The sequence below is a fragment of the Chlamydia avium 10DC88 genome (genome assembly GCF_000583875.1).
Classification (GTDB): Bacteria; Chlamydiota; Chlamydiia; order Chlamydiales; family Chlamydiaceae; genus Chlamydia; species Chlamydia avium.
The window spans coordinates 633,683-653,890 of record NZ_CP006571.1 but is presented as its reverse complement, the minus strand read 5'-3'; the positions used below and the strand labels follow the sequence as shown (position 1 = coordinate 653,890).

Sequence of the window (20,208 nt, the reverse complement as noted above, 5' to 3'; positions counted from 1 at the left end):
TAATTTTTTAATTAATTTCTTGTTTATTATGAAACTTTATAAGTTGTTTCTACCAATTCTTTCTTGGGTTTTATGTTGTGGTCATATGACGACTATGATGTTCACAAGTAATCGTGCTGGAGGAATCATTGTTGCTGAATCTTCTGGGTTAGCCTTTCCCAAGACTCCTGACTCAGTCATACGTGTCAGTGATTTTGTAAGAGCAGCAGGTCTTGGTTATGGAGCTACTGTAGTGCTCAATGAATTGCAAAATCAACAGACTTTGGAATTGGAGACCTTACTATCTAATAAAGGCGCAGTATAGTGCTGCAAACATTCAGTCGCCACTAGCATGGGATGATTATTTCTCTATCTCTATGCGAATATAGTATTTTGTTTTTACTTGTATGAAATAAGATGTTTTGTCGTTCTTGGTTAATTCTTGTTATAACTGTTTGTTGTTGCTTTTTAGAGGGATTCGGAAGTCAATCGGAGACTATTTTACAAACGGTCCCTCCTCAATATCGTATTTTGAGTAGCGGCAATAGGATCTATTATTCCTATTCCGCAGCTTTAGAAAATGCAATTGCTCATCATAAGCTAGGAATCATTGTTTTTTTAAATCCCTCTTCTGATGATGTTTGGGAAGATATCACGAAGAGAGATCTCTATCTTTCTAAAGATTTAACCTCTGTCTTTAATTTTGTTATTCTACAGCCTGGTTTGATCAATTCCATGGAGTTTCATCCTAAAATAGACCCGATGATTCATCATATAGTAGAGTTTCAAGAGCGTTTCTCTAACATAAGTATTCATGAGCCTTGCATTGTACTCATTACTATTGACTCACAGCAACAAGATAGTATTCAGCATGTTTTTCCCCGGGAAACCACTTTCCTAGATGAATAAGATTGTTTTGTATAAGAGTCAAACACGATTCTCATTTTAATTTAGTAATGTGTTTATTCATATATTTTAAATCCACTTTTCTGTTAGGTTTATAGCCTATTTTTTAATCATAATTTATTGAGATTAATTCATGCGTATATTGTTCACGATATTTTCTTTTCTATTTTTATTATCTCCTATAGGTCAGAAGCTTTCTATTTGTGTAGCTGAAGAAGGTCTCATCCAGAAGAGTCGTATTTTTTACCGATATTTAGACTGTGTTGAAGCTACACGAAACGAAAAAAAGAGTACAATTCTAGTTTTGTATAGCGATGCAAATACCATAGCATTCAGCGATTTGCAAAATTTAGCTTATTCTATGGGGGAGACTGCATTGCGTAACTATGTGAATTTTCTTGTTCTTAGCCCCCAGGGAATTGGTCCTTTGATTTATCCACCGATTCCCGAACCCATGTTAGAGGAAATCAATACGCTCCAACAGCATTTCCCTGAGATTGCGTCGTTACAAGGTACCTTCCTCATTACTCTTTCTGTTTCCCAGGATGCTGTAGAACTTGTCGATGTTCTTCATGTCGATTTACCGAGCTAGTGCTTTTGACCTAGGTTCTAATTTTTCGTATTTATTTGATTTTGAAAAAATTAATATTTTTTTTAAACCGTTGTGGTAAACTCACCTGCATTTTAGTTTTTAAGAGTAATTTTAATGCGTATTTTACTATCTTTATTTTTATGTTTATTGTTTCACTGTCAGTCTATTCTTGGCGGAGAACAACCATTCTGTACTCCTGTAGCGGAGAATTCTAGTGGAGTTTTTGACAACTATGATGATGCTATAGTACATGCGAATGCTTCTGGTATACCCGTACTCATGGTGTTATTAAGCGGTTCTCCTTCTCCCATATTGGATGAAATCTTAGACAATGGTTTTGGTATAGAGGGATATTTGGACCCATCTTTGAAAGATATGGCAGTTTTGGCTGTGATTCGTCCCACAGATCAAGATAAGGATTGCGTTCAAAGTTTCTTAAAAAAAGTTCCTGAAGTGACCATAGGTCAGGAAGAAGGAATTTTCCTTATAACTCTTTTACTTGAAGAAGATGGAGTTATTGTACTCAATGTCTCTTTGCTTTAGGATCTCTATCAAAAATGACGCACTTTACTAAGTGGCCCTAGATTATATAAATCTAGGCGCCAATCCTTCATATACATCATATTTTTAATGCTTCCCATTTATAAAAAGAGAATTTTTCCATAGCAGTTAGAAGTAAGCGTATTCGTATATTTTTTAATTCCTCGCTTCCACTTGTGATATGTACTTCATTTAAAAATATATTGATGCTGTCTGTAAGTTCACCAAGAGCAAGGAAATATTCTGTTTTCAACTCCTGTGTGCTTGTAATATTCTCAAAATTTTCTAAAGCATTTTGTAAATGCAAAGCGTGAGTATCTAGTTGTACTCCTTTAGGTGTAGTTGAGGAGAACTTTAAAGAAACTAGCATTTTTTTAAGGCGATTATGTGTGGTAGTGATTTTCCTTAAGGTTACACTTTGTTCACTTTTCATCTCTTGAAGGATAGTTGCAGATCGGATGATTTCTACAGGACTTTTTGGTGCTGTATCCGAAAGAACTGTAGAAATGATATCCTTACTAAAATTCAAAGACGATAAAAATGTTTTCAACCGTCCCCAAATAAATACTAAGATTTCATGAACTACCTCAGACTTATCCCAAGAGTGCTGTTGAATAGTTGATGGAAAATGAAGAGCAAATTGATTTAGTAGAATTTCTAAATTTAAAGGAGCATTTGAAGCATGCAATAAGGTAAGGATTTCTAAAGATTGTCGACGTAACGCATAAGGATCATGAGATGACGTAGGACGAAGATTTAAAATAAAACATGAAAGTAAATTATCCAGACGATCAATTAAACTTAAAAGAATCCCTGTAGTAGAGATAGCTTGGCCATCAGTAATGTGACGTAAATGTTCTCCTATAGCTACTGACGCTGCTGTAGATAAGCCAGCATGCTTGACATAATATGCTCCCATAATACCTTGAAGTTCAGCAAATTCATTAACCACAGCAGATACCAAATCTACTTTACAATATGTAATTGCAGTAGTGATATCTTCTTGAGAAGATAGTGGCAATAAGGGATACAGAACTTTTTTGTGTTCTTGTAATCTTTCGATTTTATCGTAAAGAGAACCAAGAGAATCAAAATAAGTCACTGTTTTGAGCTTCTCAATGAAAGTCGTTAAGGGAGTTTTTAAGTCTTGAGAAAATAAGAAATCACCATCTGTTAGTCGAGGAGCAAGGGCTTTTTCATTACCTTGAATAATTGTATCATTAGGGCAGTTATCACATATCAAAATAAATTTATTTGTAACCTCTCCACGAGAATTTTGCGTAGGGAAATATTTTTGATGGTTAACCATTTCTGCGATTAATAGTTCCTTAGGTAAAGCACAAAATTTAGGTTGAAATTCAGCGCAGGTGACAAATGGATGCTCAGTTAGGAAAACAGTTTCTTCCAGTAGGCTTGAATTGGCAATAGGAAAGATATTTTCTGAACTGTGTAGTTGTAATCCTTGGGTAATAATTTCTTTACGTTCCTTATGAGAGACAATGACACAGGCATCACGCAGGGTATCTCTATAATGCTGACAGGAAGGGATAGAGATTTTTCTAGGGTCTAATTGTCGATGACCGTAGGAAATATTAGAAGCTGAAACTTTACCAAAAGTAAAAGGTAAAACTTGTGTTCCGTATAAAGAAACCAACCAACGAATAGGACGGGCATACTCTACTCTACTATCATCGTAGACCATTTTCTTAGGAAATTTTATCGATTGGATTAATTTAGGTAATTCCTCATGAAGAATGGTTGTTGTATTTTTATATGTTTCAGCATGAGATATGAATAAATAGGGCACAGAGTGTATCTGACGAATAGTAAATAGAGGATATTGAGCAAGTTCATCGAAATGATTGATATATATATTATATGAAGCAAAAAATTGTTTTCCCTGCGGAGTTAAATCCCCTATTTCTGTGAATAGAGAAGATAGAGCGGGGCCTTTCTTTTCTACAGCTGGTTGTATGACTACGGGATCAAGTTTATAAATGCATAAAGCAAGGCGTCGTGGGGAACCAAATACTTCTAGATGTTCATATTTTATATTGTGATCAGCTAAAAGCTTTTTAGACAAATGTTCTAGTTGCTGTATTCCTATAGGAACAAAAGTAGCTGGTAATTCTTCCGAACCTATTTCTAGAAGAAAATCTTCAGGAGTTTTTATTTCAGGGAGACTCACGGAAGAGATTTTTGGAAACTCTGTGTGTGCCTTAGGTAATAGGGGATAGTTTAAAAAAGATCTCCAGTTGACATAACTATCAGCAACAGCACGAGCTAATTGGCGAATTTTTGTAATATAACGTGTACGTTCTGTAACGGAAATAACACCACGAGCATCTAGAATATTGAAGGCATGAGATGCTTTTATAACAAAGTCATAAGCAGGTACAGGAAGCCCTTGTTCTAATGTTGATGAAACTTCTTGAGCAAAGTCTTCAAAATGCCTTAACCACATGTGCGTATTTGCTACATCAAAATTATATTCGCTCCATGCCTTTTCTGAGGATTGAATAATATCACCATAAGTTAACTCATCATTCCAAAGAACATTAAAAATTGAATTTTGGTTTTGTAAATACATAGCAATTCTTTCAATGCCATAGGTAATTTCCCCGCTAATTACATCTAATGGTTTACTTCCTATAGCTTGAAAGTAAGTTAATTGTGTAATTTCCATCCCATTTAACCATACCTCCCAACCTAAGCCCCATGCACCGATCGTAGGATTTTCCCAATCATCATGAACAAAACGCATATCATGATTTTTTAAATCTAAACCAATAACCTGTAGTGATTTCTCATATAAAGAAAGGAAGTTTTCAGGGACAGGTTTGAGAAGAACTTGTAACTGGTGATAGTTCTGTAAACGGTTGGGGTGCATACCATAACGACCATCTTGAGGACGTCGAGAAGGTTCAACATAAGCAGTTTTATAGGGTTCAGGACCTAAAGCACGTAGAAACGTTGCTGGATTAAATGTCCCTGCGCCTACTTCCAAATCATATCCCTGATGGATCACACATCCTTGTTCACTCCAAAATTGTAAGATTTTAGCAATCATTGCTTGTAAAGTGAGAGGATGTGACATTTTGAGGTCTCCAACGTTAATCTGTGAATTTTAATGTTTCAAAGCAATAATGTGTCACTTAGGAAACAGATGTTTCAGGAATAAAAGTACAGGTTACCATTACAAATAAAAACAGACAATATTAAGAGAAAAAACTAAAGAAACCCCTTCAAAAAATAGTTTTGTTTGATTACAATTTCTTGAAACTTGCACACTAATTCTCATCTATTTATTTGTTTTTGAAACATGTAGTTGAGTTTCTAGTTAAGTTGATTTTTATTCTGAGTATAAAATGGGGCTACCTAATTATTTAACTTTTTCCCGGCTGTTTATGACACCAATTTTCATGCTACTTTATTTGAAAGGTAAGTGGCTGGGTGTTACTCCCGTAGTTCTTCCGTATATACTTCTGGCATTGCTAGGTCTTTCTGAGTTAACTGATGCTATTGATGGATACATAGCTAGAAGGTTTTCCCAAGTAACAGATTTAGGGAAATTACTTGACCCTATGGCAGACAGTATTTATAGAATTTCCATTTATCTGACGTTTACTCAACCTCCAGTAAATCTCCCTCTAATTCTTGTTTTTGTTTTTCTTGCTAGAGATTCCGTAATTAGTACGTTGCGTACTGTATGTGCCTTCCGTGGTGTTGTTGTAGCTGCTCGAGTAAGTGGAAAAATTAAAGCTATTTTACAAGGGATTAGCTTTTCCTTAATCCTCTTAGCAATGATTCCTCATTCTTTAGGAATGATTTCTGACAGTGGATTGGAACTCTTTGCGTCCATCATTGGCTGTATTGTTGCTATTTACTCGGTATATTCGGGGGTGGAGTACTTCTGGGTAAATAAAAGTTATTTGTTGCAACGAGGAAAGGGAAAATCTAACAATTAATGGCCCTCTTTATAGTAAAGAAGAATAGATTGCTACGTATTGAGATGCCATAGTATTTAAACCTGAATGACGTTGCATACCCTCTTCAATCATATGAAACCAAACATCAGGTTCATGACGATAAGTAGAGATCGCAGAGGACAGCATATGATAAAAATCATGGAAATTTTCTGTATGGGAGAACGTTAACCCATGAACATGGGGAATCACTGTATCCGCAAGTCCCCCTGTAGATCGTACCAAGGGTATTGTCCCATAGCGCATGCTAATAAGTTGTGTAAGACCACAAGGTTCAAAGTGCGAAGGAATACAAATCATATCCGCAGCACCATAGGTGAGTCGCGCTAAGGAATCATTGTAATCTAGGACAATACGTATATTGGGAGTTGGAGTTAGAGATTCTTTTAGATTAGCAAATTGCCGTTGTAATTCTTGATCATAACATTGGCCGATGATCACTAGAGAATAAGCATTTTCCATAGCATGAAGAATCGTTGCCTTCATAAATTCAGGACCTTTTTGCTCTACAATACGAGAAATGATGCACATCAAAGGTGTGTACTCATGAGATAGGCCGAGTTTGTCGTATAGAAAGGCTTTATTCTCCTCCTTTTTCATAAAAAGAATATCAGGTTCTTCTAATAATTCCGCACTATAGTTTGCAACTAAGCAAGGATCTGTTTCTGGATTCCAGAGATTTTCATCTATTCCATTGAGAATTCCACAAAAAACATCACTCTGAGAAACAAGTGCATCATGCATTTCATAGTCGGAGTAATCTTGAAGAATATCTTGAGCATAAGTAGGGGAAACCGTAGTCACATAATCAGAACAGTACAATGCCCCTTTGAGTAAAACCGAAGTATGAGGATCACGAAATAATTGATAATTACTTAGACCAAAATCACTAATTCCTGAAGCTGCTAATAATTGTGTACTACAGTAACCTCGATAATTAAAATTATGAATAGTAAAAATTCTTTTTGGATAGTATGTACGGTCAGGATCTTTTAATAATCCTGCTAGAAGCCCCATATGCCAATCATGCATATGTACAATGTCTACTTTGTCAGAAATATGGATATAGGCAGAAACAGCAGAGGAAAACGCCATAAAGCGTAAGGTATCATTTCCAGTATAGATTGTTGGCGTGGCGAATAAATCTAGTTGGGAGTCTAGCTGAAGAATAGTGAGAAGCATATTCCCATAAGAATAGGAGAGGGCTGTTGCAGTTTGTTGTCCTAAGAACTTATAGAAAACAGTTTTCTCATCTACAAGAGGGAAAGATAGTTTCGGACAGATAAGAGGATAAAAAGGAAGAACAACTTCAACATGATGGTTTTCAGCCAATCCTTTGGATAGGCCATAAACTGCATCTCCTAATCCCCCTGATTTTATGATAGGAGCGAATTCTACTGCAGTTTGTAGGATTTTCATAATTTTTTTTCCTCGGGGAGATTACTTGCGTCATAACAAGTCGAAAATAAAAATCACAAGGTGAAAAGTAGTATTTTAAATGGGTTGGGATAAAAATTCTAATAACATGAAATTTTCCTATTCGCAAAAACAAGAATTTAGATAAACTGTGACTTTAGCCTTTAGTACTGGGGTGTGGCCAAGCGGTAAGGCAGCGGTTTTTGGTACCGTGCATCGGAGGTTCGAATCCTTTCACCCCAAGATTTCTGTTATTTCTTTTTTTTATTATTCGTCGGCATAACATTATCCTTTTAGTTTAATTAGTATTGTTTGGGAAAAGATTGACTTTTTCCTAGGTAGAGTTATAATTTTGCCTCAAAAACTATTCGGATGCATGTTTTAGACATGGCAGTCAATGGTCCCTGGCAAAAACAGCTTCTCGAGTGAATTTGCAGAGGGTTCTTTAGCTGAAGATTAGGGAGAAAGCACATTATGGAGCTTGTGGTTACAAGTCGTGAGACAGATAGAAAATCTTTTCTTAAAAAAATTCGTCAACAAGGAGGTATCCCCGCCGTTATTTATTCCAAGGGGAAAAGCCTAGCTAATATTGTTGTTGATGCTCATGTGTTTAAGAATTTTTTATCTGGCTTAGAGAGTGGTTCATTATCTTCTACCATTTTTTCTTTATCCTATGAGGGTCGTATAATTAGGGCTCTAATTAAAGATATTCAATATCAAGTGACTACGTATGATGTTATTCACTTGGATTTTGAAGAACTTGTAGAGGAGAGAGATGTAAAATTAAATATTCCAATTCGCTGCATTAATGCTGTGGATTGTATTGGTGTGAAATTGGGGGGATCCCTAAGACAGATTATCCGCTATTTACGCGTTGTATGTAAGCCTAAAGACATTGTGCCCTTTTTAGAATTAGATGTTCGTTCTTTAGGATTATCACAGACTAAGAAATTGTCCGACATCACGATTCCACCGGGGATTCGTCCTATCACTTCTCTTAAAGAAGTTGTAGTAACAGTGTCTAGAAGATAGTTTATGATGCGACTAGTTGTTGGCATAGGAAACCCGGGGCGTCAGTATGCATGGACGCGGCATAATATAGGGTTTCTTTGTGTAGACAGATTAGTCCAAGGGTTTCCTGGAACTCAATTTAGGGAAGTCCCTAAATTTTTTTCTGACATTTCTAAAGTGGAATCCCCTTATGGGCCCATAGTATTCATTAAGCCCAGGACTTATGTGAATCTAAGTGGTAAGGCTGTTAAAGCGGCTAAAGAATACTATAATATTAAAGAAGACTGCATTATTGTACTTGCTGATGATGTGAACCTACCCTTTGGTAGTGTTCGTCTTCGACAAGACGCTGGGAGTGGTGGACACAAGGGAATTAAAAGTATTACCCAAAGCCTTGGATCTAGTCATTATTGGCAATTGCGTTTAGGAGTGGGGCGACCTAAAGAAGAAAATATGGGACTGTCAGATTTTGTTCTTGGGCAGTTTTCTAATGAAGAACAATTGGGAGTGCAATCTCTGTTATCTGAGATGGCCGTATTATTTGTTCAATGGTGTTCTGAGGAAAATGGTCCTCAGGGAAATAAACTACTCTAGCTATGTTTAGGAGTTTTTAATGAAGAAAAAAGCAACCCGACTTTACGAAGGTGCCTATGTATTTAGTGTTACTCTTAGTGAGGAAGCTAGGCGCAAGGCTTTGGATAAAGTAACTTCAGGTATTATCAATTATGGTGGAGAAATTTTAAAAATTCACGATCAAGGGAGAAAAAAATTATCTTATACTATCCGAGGAGCTCGTGAAGGCTATTACTATTTCATTTATTTTTCCGTCATTCCTGAAGCAATTGCAGAATTATGGAAAGAGTATCATTTAAATGAGGATCTGTTAAGATTTATGACTCTAAAAGCAGATACTGTACAAGAAGTTTTGGAATTTGCATCATTACCAGAATAAGTTGTTAAGGAGAAAATATGAGCAAGCCTGTTCATAATAATGAACACAGAAGGAAGCGATTTAATAAGAAATGTCCTTTTGTTTCCGCAGGTTGGAAAACTATAGATTACAAAGATACAGAAACCTTAAAAAAGTTTATTACGGAAAGAGGTAAGATTTTACCACGAAGAATTACAGGTGTCTCTTCCCGCTTCCAAGGTATGCTTACTCTAGCGATAAAAAGAGCGCGTCATATGGGGTTACTACCTTTTGTAGGAGAAGATTAATTTAGAGGAAGAAGAACAAAATGAAACGACAACTACTTTTATTAGAGGATGTTGATGGTTTAGGCCGTAGTGGTGATATTGTCACAGCACGTCCTGGTTATTTCCGCAACTACCTTATACCAAAAAAGAAAGCTGTCATTGCAGGAGCAGGAACTCTACGCTTACAAGCACAGTTAAAAGAAGAGCGTATGCGTCGTGCAGCTGCAGACAGAGAAGAATCAGAAAAATTAGCAGAGACCTTAAAAAATATTGTTCTCGAGTTCCAAGTTCGAGTAGATCCAGATAACAATATGTATGGTTCTGTTACTATTGCTGATATGATTCAAGCAGCTGCTCAGAAGAATATCGTTTTAACGCGAAAAAATTTCCCCCATTCTCATTATGCAATTAAGAATCTTGGGAAAAAGAACGTACCTTTAAAATTAAAAGAAGATGTTCCTGCAACTTTAATTGTTGAAGTAGTTTCTGAGAATTTATACGTTGCTTCTGTTCTCGATCAACAATCCCCTTCAGAAGAACAAGACAAAAATTAGATAAGAAGCATTGTGTAGAGGGAAAGTAATGTTTCCCTCGCTCCTTTTCCTCGATTTGATATAGCATGCACTATTTTTCCCCAGCAAAGTTAAATATTTTTTTAAAGCTTCATGGTAAGTGCAGGAATGGATTTCATCAAATGACTTCCCGATATCAAACGATTGATTTTGGGGATGAAATTTCTTTGAGAAAAGGAGACAAGGATATTCTTATCTGTAATATTCCAGGATTAAATACACCTGAAAATAGTCTCTGGAAGAGTCTATATTTATTTCGAAAATACACAAAAATTTCTACACCCATTGTTTGGAATCTATATAAGCGCATCCCTATAGGGTCAGGTTTAGGAGGAGGAAGTAGTAATGCTGCAACAGCCCTATATGCATTAAATCAGTATTTCCAAACCCAATTATCTAACGATGTTTTAAAAGAAATGGCAAAAATCTTAGGCACCGATGTCTCTCTATTTTTTTCTTCAGGATCTTCCGTAGGTGTAGGTTGCGGGGATGATGTTATTCCCTGGGAAGAGGGGGAGAGTTGCCCTCAACGCTATGTACTCTATTTTTCAGAAAAAGGTGTACTTACGAAAGAAGCTTTTTCCTATGTGCTTCCCGAAGATTTTGTTAAAAGAAAACGGAACATAATGGATTACAAACATGTTAGGGAAAATGATTTAGAAAAAGCTGTGTTTCGTTTCCGTACAGATTTATTAGAAAAAAAACACATGCTAGAAAGGATATGGAGTCCTTATCCAAGTCATGTGAGTATGTCGGGATCGGGAGCTACTCTATTTGTAAGTTACCCCAAAGAAATAGAAAAAAATCCTCAAATAGCGAGTGCTATTCGCAAATTAATTCAAGATAGCCATGGTATACTCACAAATTCTGTTTGTAAGACCAGTGGATGGTATTAAAAATAGAGAGCTACTTAGAAGAACGATAAAATAAAATATATTCTACAACAGAAGCAATTTTATTTGCTTCTACAGAAAGAGTACTTTCTGCTTGGAAAACTTCGTAAGGTTGTTTCTTATTTTTTGTTTCATACTTACTTTTCAGAACTTCCGAAGAAGCTAAGGTAATCTTTTGAAGATTATCCTGAATTTTTTCAGTGTTGTGTTCTTCAGGTAATGTGATCGTGTATGACATAGCGACATCCCCCATCTCCTTCTTTTACTTAATAGAAACAAAAATTTTTTTACAATTTCTTTTCTGAACATAAGATTAATAACTAGACAATTCTATCCTTCTTATTGCTAGGGGAAAGGTCTTTGAATTTTTCTTTTTACTCGCAATATCTTTATTGATAGTTATAGAAATGGGATTCGTTTTGGGAGATTTTTATGATTTTACCGCAGTATTCTTCATCATTGCGAACTGGTGCTACCGTACTATTTTTCTTCTCCATAGTGCATACGTTTCTCACCCCCTGGTTTCATAACCGTTTCCAGATATGTCAACATAAAAAAATGATTTTTCCAGAGAAATGGAAGAAATATTTATGGTTGAGCGAATGTTATCGTTTACTTGGTAGGGTGGAGGTTGTTTTTATTCTATGGGCAGCGCCTCTGTTTCTATGGTTTCTCTATTCTGAAGGCTATAAATTGACCATTAGTTATTTTAATAGCAGGAATTACATATTTTCTTTGTTTATTATTATTATGCTGATTCTCTTAGAATCACGCCCCATAGTATATTTATCAGAACGTATTTTCTCGAGTATTGCTAAAATAGGGAAACAATCTCCACGATGCTGGTGGTGGACACTCATGATAGCACCCCCATTATCTTCCGTTCTTCTTAAGGAAACAGGAGCAATGATTATAGCGACTACATTACTGTGTAGGAGTTTTTATAAATTTTCACCCTCTCCACGCTTCGCTTACGCAACTATGGGATTATTGTTTTCAAATATTTCTCTTGGAGGATTAACAACAGGAATATCTTCTCGAGCATTATTTATTATTCTTCCCTCAGTTAAATGGGGCAACGGCTTTATTCTAAAATATTTTTGTTGGAAGGCAATTATCGCTATGTTGATTTCGACAACTATTTATTATTTAATTTTTAGAAAAGAGTTCACCAAATTTCCTAAGGCAATCACTGTTTCTTCTAATGTGAAAGAATACATTCCCAAATGGATTATTTGTATACATATTCTCCTTGTATGCGCTGTCATACTCGCTCGTTCTGTCCCATTGTTAATGATGGCTATCTTGATATTTTATTTGGGATTCCAAAAATTTACTATCTTTTATCAGCATCCTATTCGTATTGGGAAAGCTTGCTTCGTTGGGTTATTTTATGCAGGATTAGTAATTTTCGGTGAGCTGCAAGAGTGGTGGGTGTTGGAACTCATGCACAGGATGTCAGACTTTGGCTATATGATGACTTCGTATGTTCTATCGATCTTCTTAGACAATGCATTAGTAAATTATCTTGTACATAATCTACCTGTAGCTACGGATTGTTTTCTTTATCTTGTTGTTGCAGGATGTATGTCCGCTGGGGGATTGACAGTCATCTCCAATATTCCCAACATTGTTGGTTATCTAGCGCTTAGGCCGTCTTTCCCCTCTTCATCATTTTCTTTGGGATGGTTATTTTTATTTTCTCTAGGTCCTTCAATCATAGCTCTAATGACTTTTTGGATTTTCAAGGATATCCCCACTTTTGTCTATTGTTTCTTTAGGTGAGCATACAGATATGGATGTAGCCCCATGTACGTATATAGAGATGTGTTTCCCTAATTTTTCATTTAAAAATTCCTGACAGTAATCCTTAAAAGTTACGTAATCCATGTTTTGAGCTGCAGAGATTTTATCATTGTTACGGGAAAATTGTATTGAAGGTTTGTCAAAAGCTAAAGAAAACAAAATGGAATTCATTGTTTCTAAAGATTCCGAAGGATGTATAAGATTTTTAATGTATGCCGAGCGTAAGTCAGAAAAATATTGAGGAGACATCCCATATGTTTCTGGGGAATGTGCTACTTTCTGTATAAAATCTCTTGTTTTTTCTACAAGTTCTCCTGGAGAATAAGCATCAGAACGAATATAGAATATCCCTGCAGGGAGCAATAATGCTTCTTGATAACAAGCCCCCACAACGTAGCCTAGCTGTTGTTCCGTACGTAAGTGCATGAATATTGTATGATGTAACCAAGAAAACATCATTTCTGTAGCAGCCAAATGTTCTATAGAAGAAGAAAGTTCATCTTGAAGTACTAATAATATAGCATTCCCTGATAGGGGATAGCTCGTCTGAATATTTTCGCTATTCTTTTCTTGCCTTTGGTAATAGAAAGGAGAGGCCTCATAGGGAATATGAGAAGAAATAAAATCTTTAAGAATATCTGTGAGTTCTTGTTTACATTTTTTTGGAGGGCCGAGAATCATCCCCTCAATAAACACTTGATTCAATAAATTCTCTGCAAAATATTGCATCTCCTCAAAATTTATAGTTTGTAAGACAGCTATCTTCTCGTCATATGCATAGACATTTTGGAGAGAATGAGTCCATAGGGTTTGTATACCTGTACGTATAGGACAGCTAATTATTTTTTTCTGATAATTTTCTAACAATTGCTGTTTATAAATAGAGAACTGTTCTTGGCTTAAAGTGAGTTGTAAAGATGAGAGAATTGATTTTAGTAGAATAGGAACAGTTGTATCATACCCAGAAATACTTAAACCTAATCCCTCTCCATGTAGAGAAGAAGAAAAAGTAAGACCTGCTTGTGTCGCAGAGTAATATTCATGGGTTAGAATGTCATCAATCGCTAACGAATATATGTCCGTCATAATTAAAGAGCGGAGATTTTTAATAGAAATTTCTGGGGAACGGATACAAAGATCTATAGCAAGTTTTGGGAGAGTATAAAATTGATCTTCACAATAATACAGTGTAAGACCAGGACCTTTATAGGCTAAATCTGGAGAAAATGGAAACTGTCCATGTACAGGTGCTGTTGTTTTTACTATTTCGATATCTTTAGGGATATAAATATTCTTTTGAGGTAGGGATAGAGAGGAATAAGGAGGAGCTTGCTTATATCCCTCTAAATTGAGAAGAGGTTGTTCGTAGTATGACATATTAAAAATAGCGTCATGATGTTGAACAGCCGAGGGGAAATATTCTAGATGTTTTGTTGATAGGATATAGCGTGCACGATAAGGATCAGAAAGAGTATTTAGAATTGCTTTCTCTTCTTCAGAAGAATATTTGGGATATACCAGTGTCTGATAAGGATAGGTAGATAGATCTTCATGTATAAGAGTAGAAATTTGCGTGTAGAGAGTTTTGAAAAGCTCTGTATTGGAACTATAACAATAATCTAGAGCATTCATAGTCGAAATGTCATTAAGACAGTGATTAGGGATACTTTGCTCTTGAATATAATGTAAATAAGCAAAAGTTTTCATTAAGATATCAGAGTAGTTTTTTTCACCTTCATCAGTAAGTTGATATTCAATAGTAAATTCACCGGTGTCTTGTGATGTTCTATAAAAACCAGACGCTGCTTGAGTGATGAGTTTCTCTTTTTTTAGTACCGAAATTAAACTATTGGGTCCTTCATGATTCAGAATATATGCTATTGATGCAAAACATCCTAAGGGGAATGACTCGGCGGTGTTATGGAAATTCCAGTATACATGAAGACGAGTAGTGGGTTCTACAGCAGTATTGATATAGAGTTTCCCGGAGGAACTGTTATCCTCAATAATAGGTCGTGATGGCTGTATGCCTCTGTGTTTTTGTTTCGGAATCTTTGCAAAGAGCTTTGTCAGGAATTTTATTGTTTTGTTTAGTGGCTCCGACGTATGAACAATAGCAATCATATTGTCAGCGTGGTAGTACTGTTGAAACCATGTTCGCATATCTTGAGGAGAAACTTTTGCTAATGTTGTTGCATTACCACAACCAAAGTGATTTATAGGGCTATTTTTCGGTGCTATAAGTTGTTGAATACGGAAGATACGACGATTATCTTTTGTTGGATGTATAGCGAATTCTTGGTGTACAGCATTCTTTTCTTTATCTAAGGATTCTTGGAGAAACAATGGATCGATAAACAAATGTACGAATTGATCGATAGCTTCATGAAATACAGAATTATCTACTGAAAACAGATAGCTGGTACTATGGGAACTTGTGAAAGCATTATATTTCCCATTATTATTACTTAAAAACTGTGAGAAGCTATCGGGAGAGGGATATTTTTGATTCCCCAGGAATACACAATGTTCAGTTAAATGAGCGAGTCCTGGGAATTCCTTAGGATCAGAAGAATTTCCTGTTTTTACTGCTAAAGCAGCTCCAGAAATAGGGGATTCAGGATTAGAGATAATGAGTAGTTGCAGGCCGTTAGGACAAAGAACTTTAGCTATCTTTTGGTGAGCTAATGAGGGGGTGAGAATTTTTAAAGGACATTGATCTGGAATAGTTTTTGGATAACAAGAGGTCAGGAATAGAGAAATTAATAGTATATTGGCAGACCACGTTTTCCATTTCATGTTTGTAGTTCCTCATACAATTGAGATAAAATTGCAAATGCTTTGTTAGATCTCAAGATCCGTTGATTATGTTTGTCGTAATTTTTCAGTTCTTCTTCAGAACATAACTCATCTAATAAAATTTCTTCGCCAAATTTAAAGCATATGGGTGCATAGAAAATGGCTCGATATTCTCCGATAGTATTCTCAATGGTTGGAGGTGGAGGAAGAATATCATAGGTTTTCAGAGCAAAGGGATAGAAATGAGCAGGTTTCCCAGAAGCTTTTGTTAGAATACGAAACATTTCAATACTTTCTGGTTGAAATTCCGCCGGATATAAGTTGTTTGTAATTTTTCTATCTCTTCCTCCTGCAGGAGCTACATAAATAAATTTACCCCCTTCATGAAGTAGAGATTTGAGAATTTTCATACTCTTTTGGTTATGATGCAACTTTTCTTCTTTCTGTTCAGGTGGTGTATGGATATGACGCTTGGAGTATATACACAACAAGTCACATCCCATACTGAAAGGACGTGCTAGAGGATCCGAAGTCACACGGTCGCCGGCAATAAAGATCATGTTCTCTAATAATTCAGGATGGGTTTTCCCCAGGGCATAATACATTAACTGGGGATCGCATTCAGTTTGATGATTTGCTAAGAGAATGACATTTTCTTTGCGTAGAATCGCTTTTTCGATATGGTCGAGTTGTTCAGGATTTTCTACACGAGAATTGGCATCATCTATCAAAACAGAGAAAAATTCTTTCCCAAATGTAAATAGGTCAATAGGATGGCGAATTTTTTTATGATACGGAGGAAAGATAAAAGGGTTTTTTAAATCTTCAATAACAATTTTAAGCCACTGTAGACATAAGGCTTCTGCTTTCTCCAGAGAACATTTTTTGGTCGCTGCCTCAATATAATTTTGATGATATATCTGAAATTTTTGATACAGAGGCTCTGGTAATGATTGATTTCCAAAAGCTTGTGATAGATATGTAGAAAAATGCATAGCTATGCCTTAATTATAATTCCACACTTTCTCCTGTAACAAGTGAGAAGAATTGGTAGTGATTGAGATGAAGCGAATCGGAGGTGTTGATCTGCAATTTAGCTTTTAGTTGCTTAGCTAAATTTATTAATTCGTCATCATTTTTTTCTTGTTTCATGTAGTTAGCTATTTCAGGATGCACAACTAGACACAGGTGGGTGTGTTCTTTATGATTAATGACTTTCTTCATGTCTCTTTCAATTTCAATTACCACACTTTCAGGGGTTTTGATAATTGCATTGCCGCTACAATAAGGACATGTAGTAAATAGTGTTTGCATTAGAGATTCTCGGTTCCTTTGGCGAGTCATTTCTACTAGACCAAATTCACTCATACTTAAAATTGTACAACGGGCGGCATCGTATTTCATATGCTCTTTTAAACGTTCTAAAACACGGCGTTGGTTTTTTCTTGATTTCATATCAATGAAGTCAATGATTACCAGCCCACCGATATTACGTAGACGAAGCTGGCGAGCAATTTCTTCAGCAGCTTCTAGATTAATTTGTACCAGAGTTTCTTCAACACCACTTTCTAATTGCGTGCTTCTCCCTGAGTTTACATCGATAGTGTGCATAGCTTCAGTTTTATCAAAAAAAAGATATCCACCGCTGGAAAGCCAAATTTTTCGTTTTGTAGCCTTATCGATCTCTTTTTCAATATTAAAGCGTTCGAACATAGGAATCGAATCACGATAGTATTCAATTTTTACTGAGGAATCAGGTGAATACTTTTTCACCATGCGTTTACATTTTTGATATGTAGCATAGTCATCTACTAAGAGACGTTTGTAGTTTTTATCAATACAGGTGATCACTGCTTTTTTTAAAATATCAGTCTCTTCATAAAGTAGGCATGGTTGGTCTGTGGCATAGAATTTTTCTAGGATCCCCTTCCAAGTTAAAAGTAGATCATGAGCCTCATTTATTAAAGCTTCTGTTGATGCTAAGACGCTTGCCGTACGACAAATAAGTCCCATATCTTGTGGCATTTCGAAAGAACGGATGAGTTGTTTTAACTGGTCACGCATATGTGGATCCTCAATTTTTCTCGAAACGCCCCGATGGGGAGAATTAGGCAATAAAACAAGGTAGCGCCCCGGAATGGAAATATTTGAGGTTAATCGTGCTCCTTTTGTTCCTATAGGTTCTTTGACAACTTGAACTAATACTGGACTGTCTAATTTAAGTAATTCTTCTATAGGAGCTTCTGTTTGTTCTTCAGATGGTGCCTTAGGAAGAACATCAAAGTCCATGTCAAACATTTGTTCAAATTTTCTAGAATTTTCTAAGACATCGGAAATATGGATGAAACCATTTTCTCTCTCGTCAATATTAATGAAGGCAGATTGAATATTTCGTAGGATATTTGTTACCCGTCCACGATAGATATTCCCCTTTAATTGTTTGACCTTTTTTCTTTCAATGATGAGATCAAAAAGCTGCCCGTTTTTCAGATGTGCGTAGCGAATTTCTTTAGACTCTATATTTAATAAGATATCGTTTTCCATGATTATCCTTAGATGCCCATAAATCGGCTATTGCTTATCCAAATACATTTACTTTGCGGGGATTAGTCCCTATTCCTTAGATGTTTGCCGATGGGATGTAAGGGAAATTATAAGAAAAATAGGTAAAAAATTCTACAGAAATGGATTTTTGATGATTTTAAATTAAAATGATAGTTTTGTTATTGTCACATATAGATTTAAAGTATCTCTTTGTTTTCTATAATTATCTTGTTTGGTAAACTCTTGTTTTCAAACCGAGAACAAAACGAACAGGGAGTTCTAGAATTTTTCTTATGGGATGTAAAGATGATTTAAAATTATATATTTGTCGATTAAAACTTCCTGGAGAAAAAGAAGAAATTCGTTATTCTTTAAGTCCCGATTTTATTTGTGAGCCCGGTGAAGAAGAGCTTTTCCCCGATGAAATTGTAGTATCAGGTAGCTTGGAAAGAATAGATCATGAGCAGTGGTTCCTTTCCCTAAATATATCTACGCAATTGAGATTGCGTTGTTGTGTTTGTGAAAAAAAGTTTTTGTATCCAGTAAAGTCTATAGAAGTCGCTCATCTCATTTGTTTTGATGATGCTAAGTCGGGGGTTTTTGATTGTAAGGATCTAATTAGACAAGAACTTCTTTTGGAGAGTGATCATTTTCAAGAGTGTAATAAAGATGGCTGTCCAGAGAGGGAAAATATCGTACAATTTTTAAAAGATAGACAGAAAGACAAGGGAAATAGTCCCTTTGATCATTTGTAATATAAAAGGTTTAAAAATATGGCAGTACCACGTAATCGACATAGTAATGCACGTAAGAATATTCGCAGAAGTCACCATGCGAAAAAAGCGCAGCACGTAGCTGTTTGCACTAATTGTAGACAAGCATTTATTCCTCATACAGTATGTGCTTCTTGTGGTTTTTATAATGGTAAAGCCGTTATGACTATAGAAAAGAAATAATAATTAAGTTTGTGTTGTATGAAAGTATGTATTGGCATAGATCTCATGGGGGGAGATCATTCTCCTTTTGTTATTTGGGAAGAGCTAATCAACGTACTGAAGTCAAGAGACTCAAAAACACAAATTGCTTTTACAGCTTTTGCTACTGAGGAAGTAAGAGAGCAAATTCTTTCTCGCGGTATAGGGAAAAATTATCCAGAAATAATCGTTGCTAACGACTTTATTACTATGGATGATTCTCCTTTAACCGCTATCCGCAAAAAGTTTTCTTCCATGGCTTTGGGATTGGACTACCTTAAAAGTGATAAAATTGATGGTTTTATTTCCACAGGAAATACCGCGGCTTTAATCACCTTGTCTCGTAGGAAAATTCCCATATTCCCCAATGTACGTCGTCCCGCTTTACTTGTTCGTGTTCCTACCATGCGTGGGTGTGCAGTTATATTAGATGTCGGAGCCAATGTTTCTGTTAATCCTGAGGAAATGGTTGGGTTTGCCCGTATGGGTTTAGCTTATAGACAATGTCTAGGGAAAGTAGAATTCCCTACCATAGGTTTATTGAATATTGGTTCTGAAGAAAGGAAAGGTACCGAAGCTCATAGACAAACGTTTCGTGTCCTTAGAGAAACATTTGGCGAATCTTTCCTTGGGAATGTTGAAAGCGGTGATGTTTTCAGTGGACGCATTGATATTGTTGTAGCCGATGGCTTCACTGGGAATATTTTTTTAAAAACTGCAGAAGGGGTTTTCGATTTCTTACGCCAAATTTTAGGCGATAAACTGGAAACTGATGTAAAACAACAGCTAGACTACACCATTTACCCCGGTTCCATGGTTTGTGGGTTATCTAAATTAGTAATCAAATGTCATGGGAAGGCTTCTGGACAATCTTTATTTAATGGAATTTCTGGATCCATAGATTTAGCTCAAGCACGTGTTTGTCAACGCATTTTATCAAGTCTATCTTAATCCTAGAGCTTGCCTAAGGTAATCTTTTCTTTGTTGACGGTA

General features: G+C 35.9%; 21 protein-coding genes and 1 tRNA gene. 16 read left to right on the top strand and 6 right to left on the bottom strand.

The features are described 5' to 3' along the window. The first annotated feature begins 28 nt into the window (after positions 1 to 28). The 4 genes from RT28_RS02890 to RT28_RS02875 all read left to right on the top strand — a co-directional run bounded on the left by RT28_RS02890 (position 29) and on the right by RT28_RS02875 (position 2,020). On the top strand, positions 29 to 304 hold the full coding sequence (locus RT28_RS02890; protein ID WP_035392671.1) for a hypothetical protein: 276 nt from the start codon (positions 29 to 31) through the stop codon (positions 302 to 304). Positions 305 to 396: 92 nt separating this feature from the next. Further along, the gene (locus tag RT28_RS02885) at positions 397 to 888 is read left to right on the top strand and encodes a CT795 family Sec-dependent secreted effector (RefSeq protein WP_020356513.1); all 492 of its coding nucleotides are present in this window, start codon (positions 397 to 399) and stop codon (positions 886 to 888) included. Positions 889 to 1,018: 130 nt separating this feature from the next. After that, complete coding sequence (locus RT28_RS02880; RefSeq protein ID WP_020356512.1) at positions 1,019 to 1,477, top strand: CT795 family Sec-dependent secreted effector; 459 nt, start codon at positions 1,019 to 1,021, stop codon at positions 1,475 to 1,477. A gap of 114 nt (positions 1,478 to 1,591) precedes the next feature. Then, positions 1,592 to 2,020: a CT795 family Sec-dependent secreted effector gene (locus RT28_RS02875; protein ID WP_038500793.1), complete on the top strand. Its 429-nt coding sequence runs from the start codon at positions 1,592 to 1,594 to the stop codon at positions 2,018 to 2,020. 76 nt (positions 2,021 to 2,096) lie between these two features. On the opposite strand, the gene RT28_RS02870 is transcribed toward RT28_RS02875, so the two are convergent. After that, positions 2,097 to 5,114: a glycine--tRNA ligase gene (locus RT28_RS02870; protein WP_038500790.1), complete on the bottom strand. Its 3,018-nt coding sequence runs from the start codon at positions 5,112 to 5,114 to the stop codon at positions 2,097 to 2,099. 271 nt (positions 5,115 to 5,385) lie between these two features. On the opposite strand from RT28_RS02870, the gene pgsA reads away from it, so the two are divergent. After that, positions 5,386 to 5,985, top strand: a complete 600-nt coding sequence (gene pgsA, locus RT28_RS02865; protein ID WP_035392670.1) for a CDP-diacylglycerol--glycerol-3-phosphate 3-phosphatidyltransferase — start codon at positions 5,386 to 5,388, stop codon at positions 5,983 to 5,985. Between the two features lie 9 nt (positions 5,986 to 5,994). Here pgsA and glgA read toward each other — a convergent pair whose 3' ends face one another. Then, on the bottom strand, positions 5,995 to 7,422 hold the full coding sequence (gene glgA / locus RT28_RS02860) for a glycogen synthase GlgA (protein WP_020356508.1): 1,428 nt from the start codon (positions 7,420 to 7,422) through the stop codon (positions 5,995 to 5,997). 168 nt (positions 7,423 to 7,590) lie between these two features. Here glgA and RT28_RS02855 point away from each other — a divergent pair. From RT28_RS02855 to ispE, 7 genes are all read left to right on the top strand, one after another. After that, positions 7,591 to 7,662 (top strand) — tRNA-Gln (locus tag RT28_RS02855). A gap of 231 nt (positions 7,663 to 7,893) precedes the next feature. Then, complete coding sequence (locus RT28_RS02850) at positions 7,894 to 8,451, top strand: 50S ribosomal protein L25/general stress protein Ctc (protein WP_038500787.1); 558 nt, start codon at positions 7,894 to 7,896, stop codon at positions 8,449 to 8,451. A 3-nt stretch (positions 8,452 to 8,454) separates the two neighbouring features. Further along, entirely contained in the window at positions 8,455 to 9,024 is a 570-nt protein-coding gene (gene pth / locus RT28_RS02845; protein WP_020359125.1) for an aminoacyl-tRNA hydrolase, read from the top strand. A 19-nt stretch (positions 9,025 to 9,043) separates the two neighbouring features. Then, positions 9,044 to 9,382 (top strand): 30S ribosomal protein S6, encoded by a 339-nt coding sequence (gene rpsF / locus RT28_RS02840; RefSeq protein WP_020356505.1) that lies wholly within the window; start codon positions 9,044 to 9,046, stop codon positions 9,380 to 9,382. 17 nt (positions 9,383 to 9,399) lie between these two features. Further along, positions 9,400 to 9,648 carry a 30S ribosomal protein S18 gene (rpsR, locus tag RT28_RS02835; protein ID WP_020356504.1) on the top strand — a complete coding sequence of 83 codons (249 nt, stop codon included), beginning with the start codon at positions 9,400 to 9,402 and terminating at the stop codon, positions 9,646 to 9,648. A 20-nt stretch (positions 9,649 to 9,668) separates the two neighbouring features. Continuing rightward, on the top strand, positions 9,669 to 10,181 hold the full coding sequence (gene rplI, locus RT28_RS02830; protein ID WP_020356503.1) for a 50S ribosomal protein L9: 513 nt from the start codon (positions 9,669 to 9,671) through the stop codon (positions 10,179 to 10,181). A gap of 65 nt (positions 10,182 to 10,246) precedes the next feature. Beyond that, a complete protein-coding gene (gene ispE, locus RT28_RS02825) occupies positions 10,247 to 11,095 on the top strand; it encodes a 4-(cytidine 5'-diphospho)-2-C-methyl-D-erythritol kinase (RefSeq protein WP_038500780.1) in 849 nt (282 codons plus the stop codon). A gap of 10 nt (positions 11,096 to 11,105) precedes the next feature. Here ispE and rbp7 read toward each other — a convergent pair whose 3' ends face one another. Next, positions 11,106 to 11,330, bottom strand: a complete 225-nt coding sequence (gene rbp7, locus RT28_RS02820; protein WP_020359123.1) for a reticulate body protein Rbp-7 — start codon at positions 11,328 to 11,330, stop codon at positions 11,106 to 11,108. 194 nt (positions 11,331 to 11,524) lie between these two features. On the opposite strand from rbp7, the gene RT28_RS02815 reads away from it, so the two are divergent. Next, positions 11,525 to 12,877 (top strand): putative Na+/H+ antiporter, encoded by a 1,353-nt coding sequence (locus tag RT28_RS02815; protein ID WP_035392668.1) that lies wholly within the window; start codon positions 11,525 to 11,527, stop codon positions 12,875 to 12,877. On the opposite strand, the gene RT28_RS02810 is transcribed toward RT28_RS02815, so the two are convergent. From RT28_RS02810 to RT28_RS02800, 3 genes are read right to left on the bottom strand one after another with little or no spacing between them, the layout of a single operon-like run. Continuing rightward, the gene (locus tag RT28_RS02810) at positions 12,818 to 15,697 is read right to left on the bottom strand and encodes an insulinase family protein (RefSeq protein ID WP_038500777.1); all 2,880 of its coding nucleotides are present in this window, start codon (positions 15,695 to 15,697) and stop codon (positions 12,818 to 12,820) included. The genes RT28_RS02815 and RT28_RS02810 overlap by 60 nt on opposite strands. Beyond that, entirely contained in the window at positions 15,694 to 16,692 is a 999-nt protein-coding gene (locus RT28_RS02805; RefSeq protein WP_020356498.1) for a 1-acyl-sn-glycerol-3-phosphate acyltransferase, read from the bottom strand. The genes RT28_RS02810 and RT28_RS02805 overlap by 4 nt, the downstream gene beginning before the upstream one ends. Positions 16,693 to 16,705: 13 nt before the next feature. Further along, positions 16,706 to 18,241 (bottom strand): Rne/Rng family ribonuclease, encoded by a 1,536-nt coding sequence (locus RT28_RS02800; RefSeq protein ID WP_038500774.1) that lies wholly within the window; start codon positions 18,239 to 18,241, stop codon positions 16,706 to 16,708. A 293-nt stretch (positions 18,242 to 18,534) separates the two neighbouring features. Between RT28_RS02800 and RT28_RS02795 the strand changes: the two genes are divergently transcribed. From RT28_RS02795 to plsX, 3 genes are read left to right on the top strand one after another with little or no spacing between them, the layout of a single operon-like run. Beyond that, positions 18,535 to 18,996 carry a DUF177 domain-containing protein gene (locus RT28_RS02795; RefSeq protein WP_020356496.1) on the top strand — a complete coding sequence of 154 codons (462 nt, stop codon included), beginning with the start codon at positions 18,535 to 18,537 and terminating at the stop codon, positions 18,994 to 18,996. An 18-nt stretch (positions 18,997 to 19,014) separates the two neighbouring features. Beyond that, positions 19,015 to 19,197, top strand: a complete 183-nt coding sequence (rpmF, locus tag RT28_RS02790; RefSeq protein ID WP_020356495.1) for a 50S ribosomal protein L32 — start codon at positions 19,015 to 19,017, stop codon at positions 19,195 to 19,197. An 18-nt stretch (positions 19,198 to 19,215) separates the two neighbouring features. Then, positions 19,216 to 20,166 (top strand): phosphate acyltransferase PlsX, encoded by a 951-nt coding sequence (plsX, locus tag RT28_RS02785; protein WP_038500769.1) that lies wholly within the window; start codon positions 19,216 to 19,218, stop codon positions 20,164 to 20,166. Positions 20,167 to 20,208 lie beyond the last annotated feature (42 nt).

Coding starts and splice junctions, on each gene's coding strand:
- RT28_RS02890 (WP_035392671.1), top strand. CDS start 29: ATGAAACTTTATAAGTTGTTTCTACCAATTCTTTCTTGGGTTTTATGT.
- RT28_RS02885 (WP_020356513.1), top strand. CDS start 397: ATGTTTTGTCGTTCTTGGTTAATTCTTGTTATAACTGTTTGTTGTTGC.
- RT28_RS02880 (WP_020356512.1), top strand. CDS start 1,019: ATGCGTATATTGTTCACGATATTTTCTTTTCTATTTTTATTATCTCCT.
- RT28_RS02875 (WP_038500793.1), top strand. CDS start 1,592: ATGCGTATTTTACTATCTTTATTTTTATGTTTATTGTTTCACTGTCAG.
- RT28_RS02870 (WP_038500790.1), bottom strand. CDS start 5,114: ATGTCACATCCTCTCACTTTACAAGCAATGATTGCTAAAATCTTACAA.
- pgsA (WP_035392670.1), top strand. CDS start 5,386: ATGGGGCTACCTAATTATTTAACTTTTTCCCGGCTGTTTATGACACCA.
- glgA (WP_020356508.1), bottom strand. CDS start 7,422: ATGAAAATCCTACAAACTGCAGTAGAATTCGCTCCTATCATAAAATCA.
- RT28_RS02850 (WP_038500787.1), top strand. CDS start 7,894: ATGGAGCTTGTGGTTACAAGTCGTGAGACAGATAGAAAATCTTTTCTT.
- pth (WP_020359125.1), top strand. CDS start 8,455: ATGATGCGACTAGTTGTTGGCATAGGAAACCCGGGGCGTCAGTATGCA.
- rpsF (WP_020356505.1), top strand. CDS start 9,044: ATGAAGAAAAAAGCAACCCGACTTTACGAAGGTGCCTATGTATTTAGT.
- rpsR (WP_020356504.1), top strand. CDS start 9,400: ATGAGCAAGCCTGTTCATAATAATGAACACAGAAGGAAGCGATTTAAT.
- rplI (WP_020356503.1), top strand. CDS start 9,669: ATGAAACGACAACTACTTTTATTAGAGGATGTTGATGGTTTAGGCCGT.
- ispE (WP_038500780.1), top strand. CDS start 10,247: ATGCACTATTTTTCCCCAGCAAAGTTAAATATTTTTTTAAAGCTTCAT.
- rbp7 (WP_020359123.1), bottom strand. CDS start 11,330: ATGTCATACACGATCACATTACCTGAAGAACACAACACTGAAAAAATT.
- RT28_RS02815 (WP_035392668.1), top strand. CDS start 11,525: ATGATTTTACCGCAGTATTCTTCATCATTGCGAACTGGTGCTACCGTA.
- RT28_RS02810 (WP_038500777.1), bottom strand. CDS start 15,697: ATGAAATGGAAAACGTGGTCTGCCAATATACTATTAATTTCTCTATTC.
- RT28_RS02805 (WP_020356498.1), bottom strand. CDS start 16,692: ATGCATTTTTCTACATATCTATCACAAGCTTTTGGAAATCAATCATTA.
- RT28_RS02800 (WP_038500774.1), bottom strand. CDS start 18,241: ATGGAAAACGATATCTTATTAAATATAGAGTCTAAAGAAATTCGCTAC.
- RT28_RS02795 (WP_020356496.1), top strand. CDS start 18,535: ATGGGATGTAAAGATGATTTAAAATTATATATTTGTCGATTAAAACTT.
- rpmF (WP_020356495.1), top strand. CDS start 19,015: ATGGCAGTACCACGTAATCGACATAGTAATGCACGTAAGAATATTCGC.
- plsX (WP_038500769.1), top strand. CDS start 19,216: ATGAAAGTATGTATTGGCATAGATCTCATGGGGGGAGATCATTCTCCT.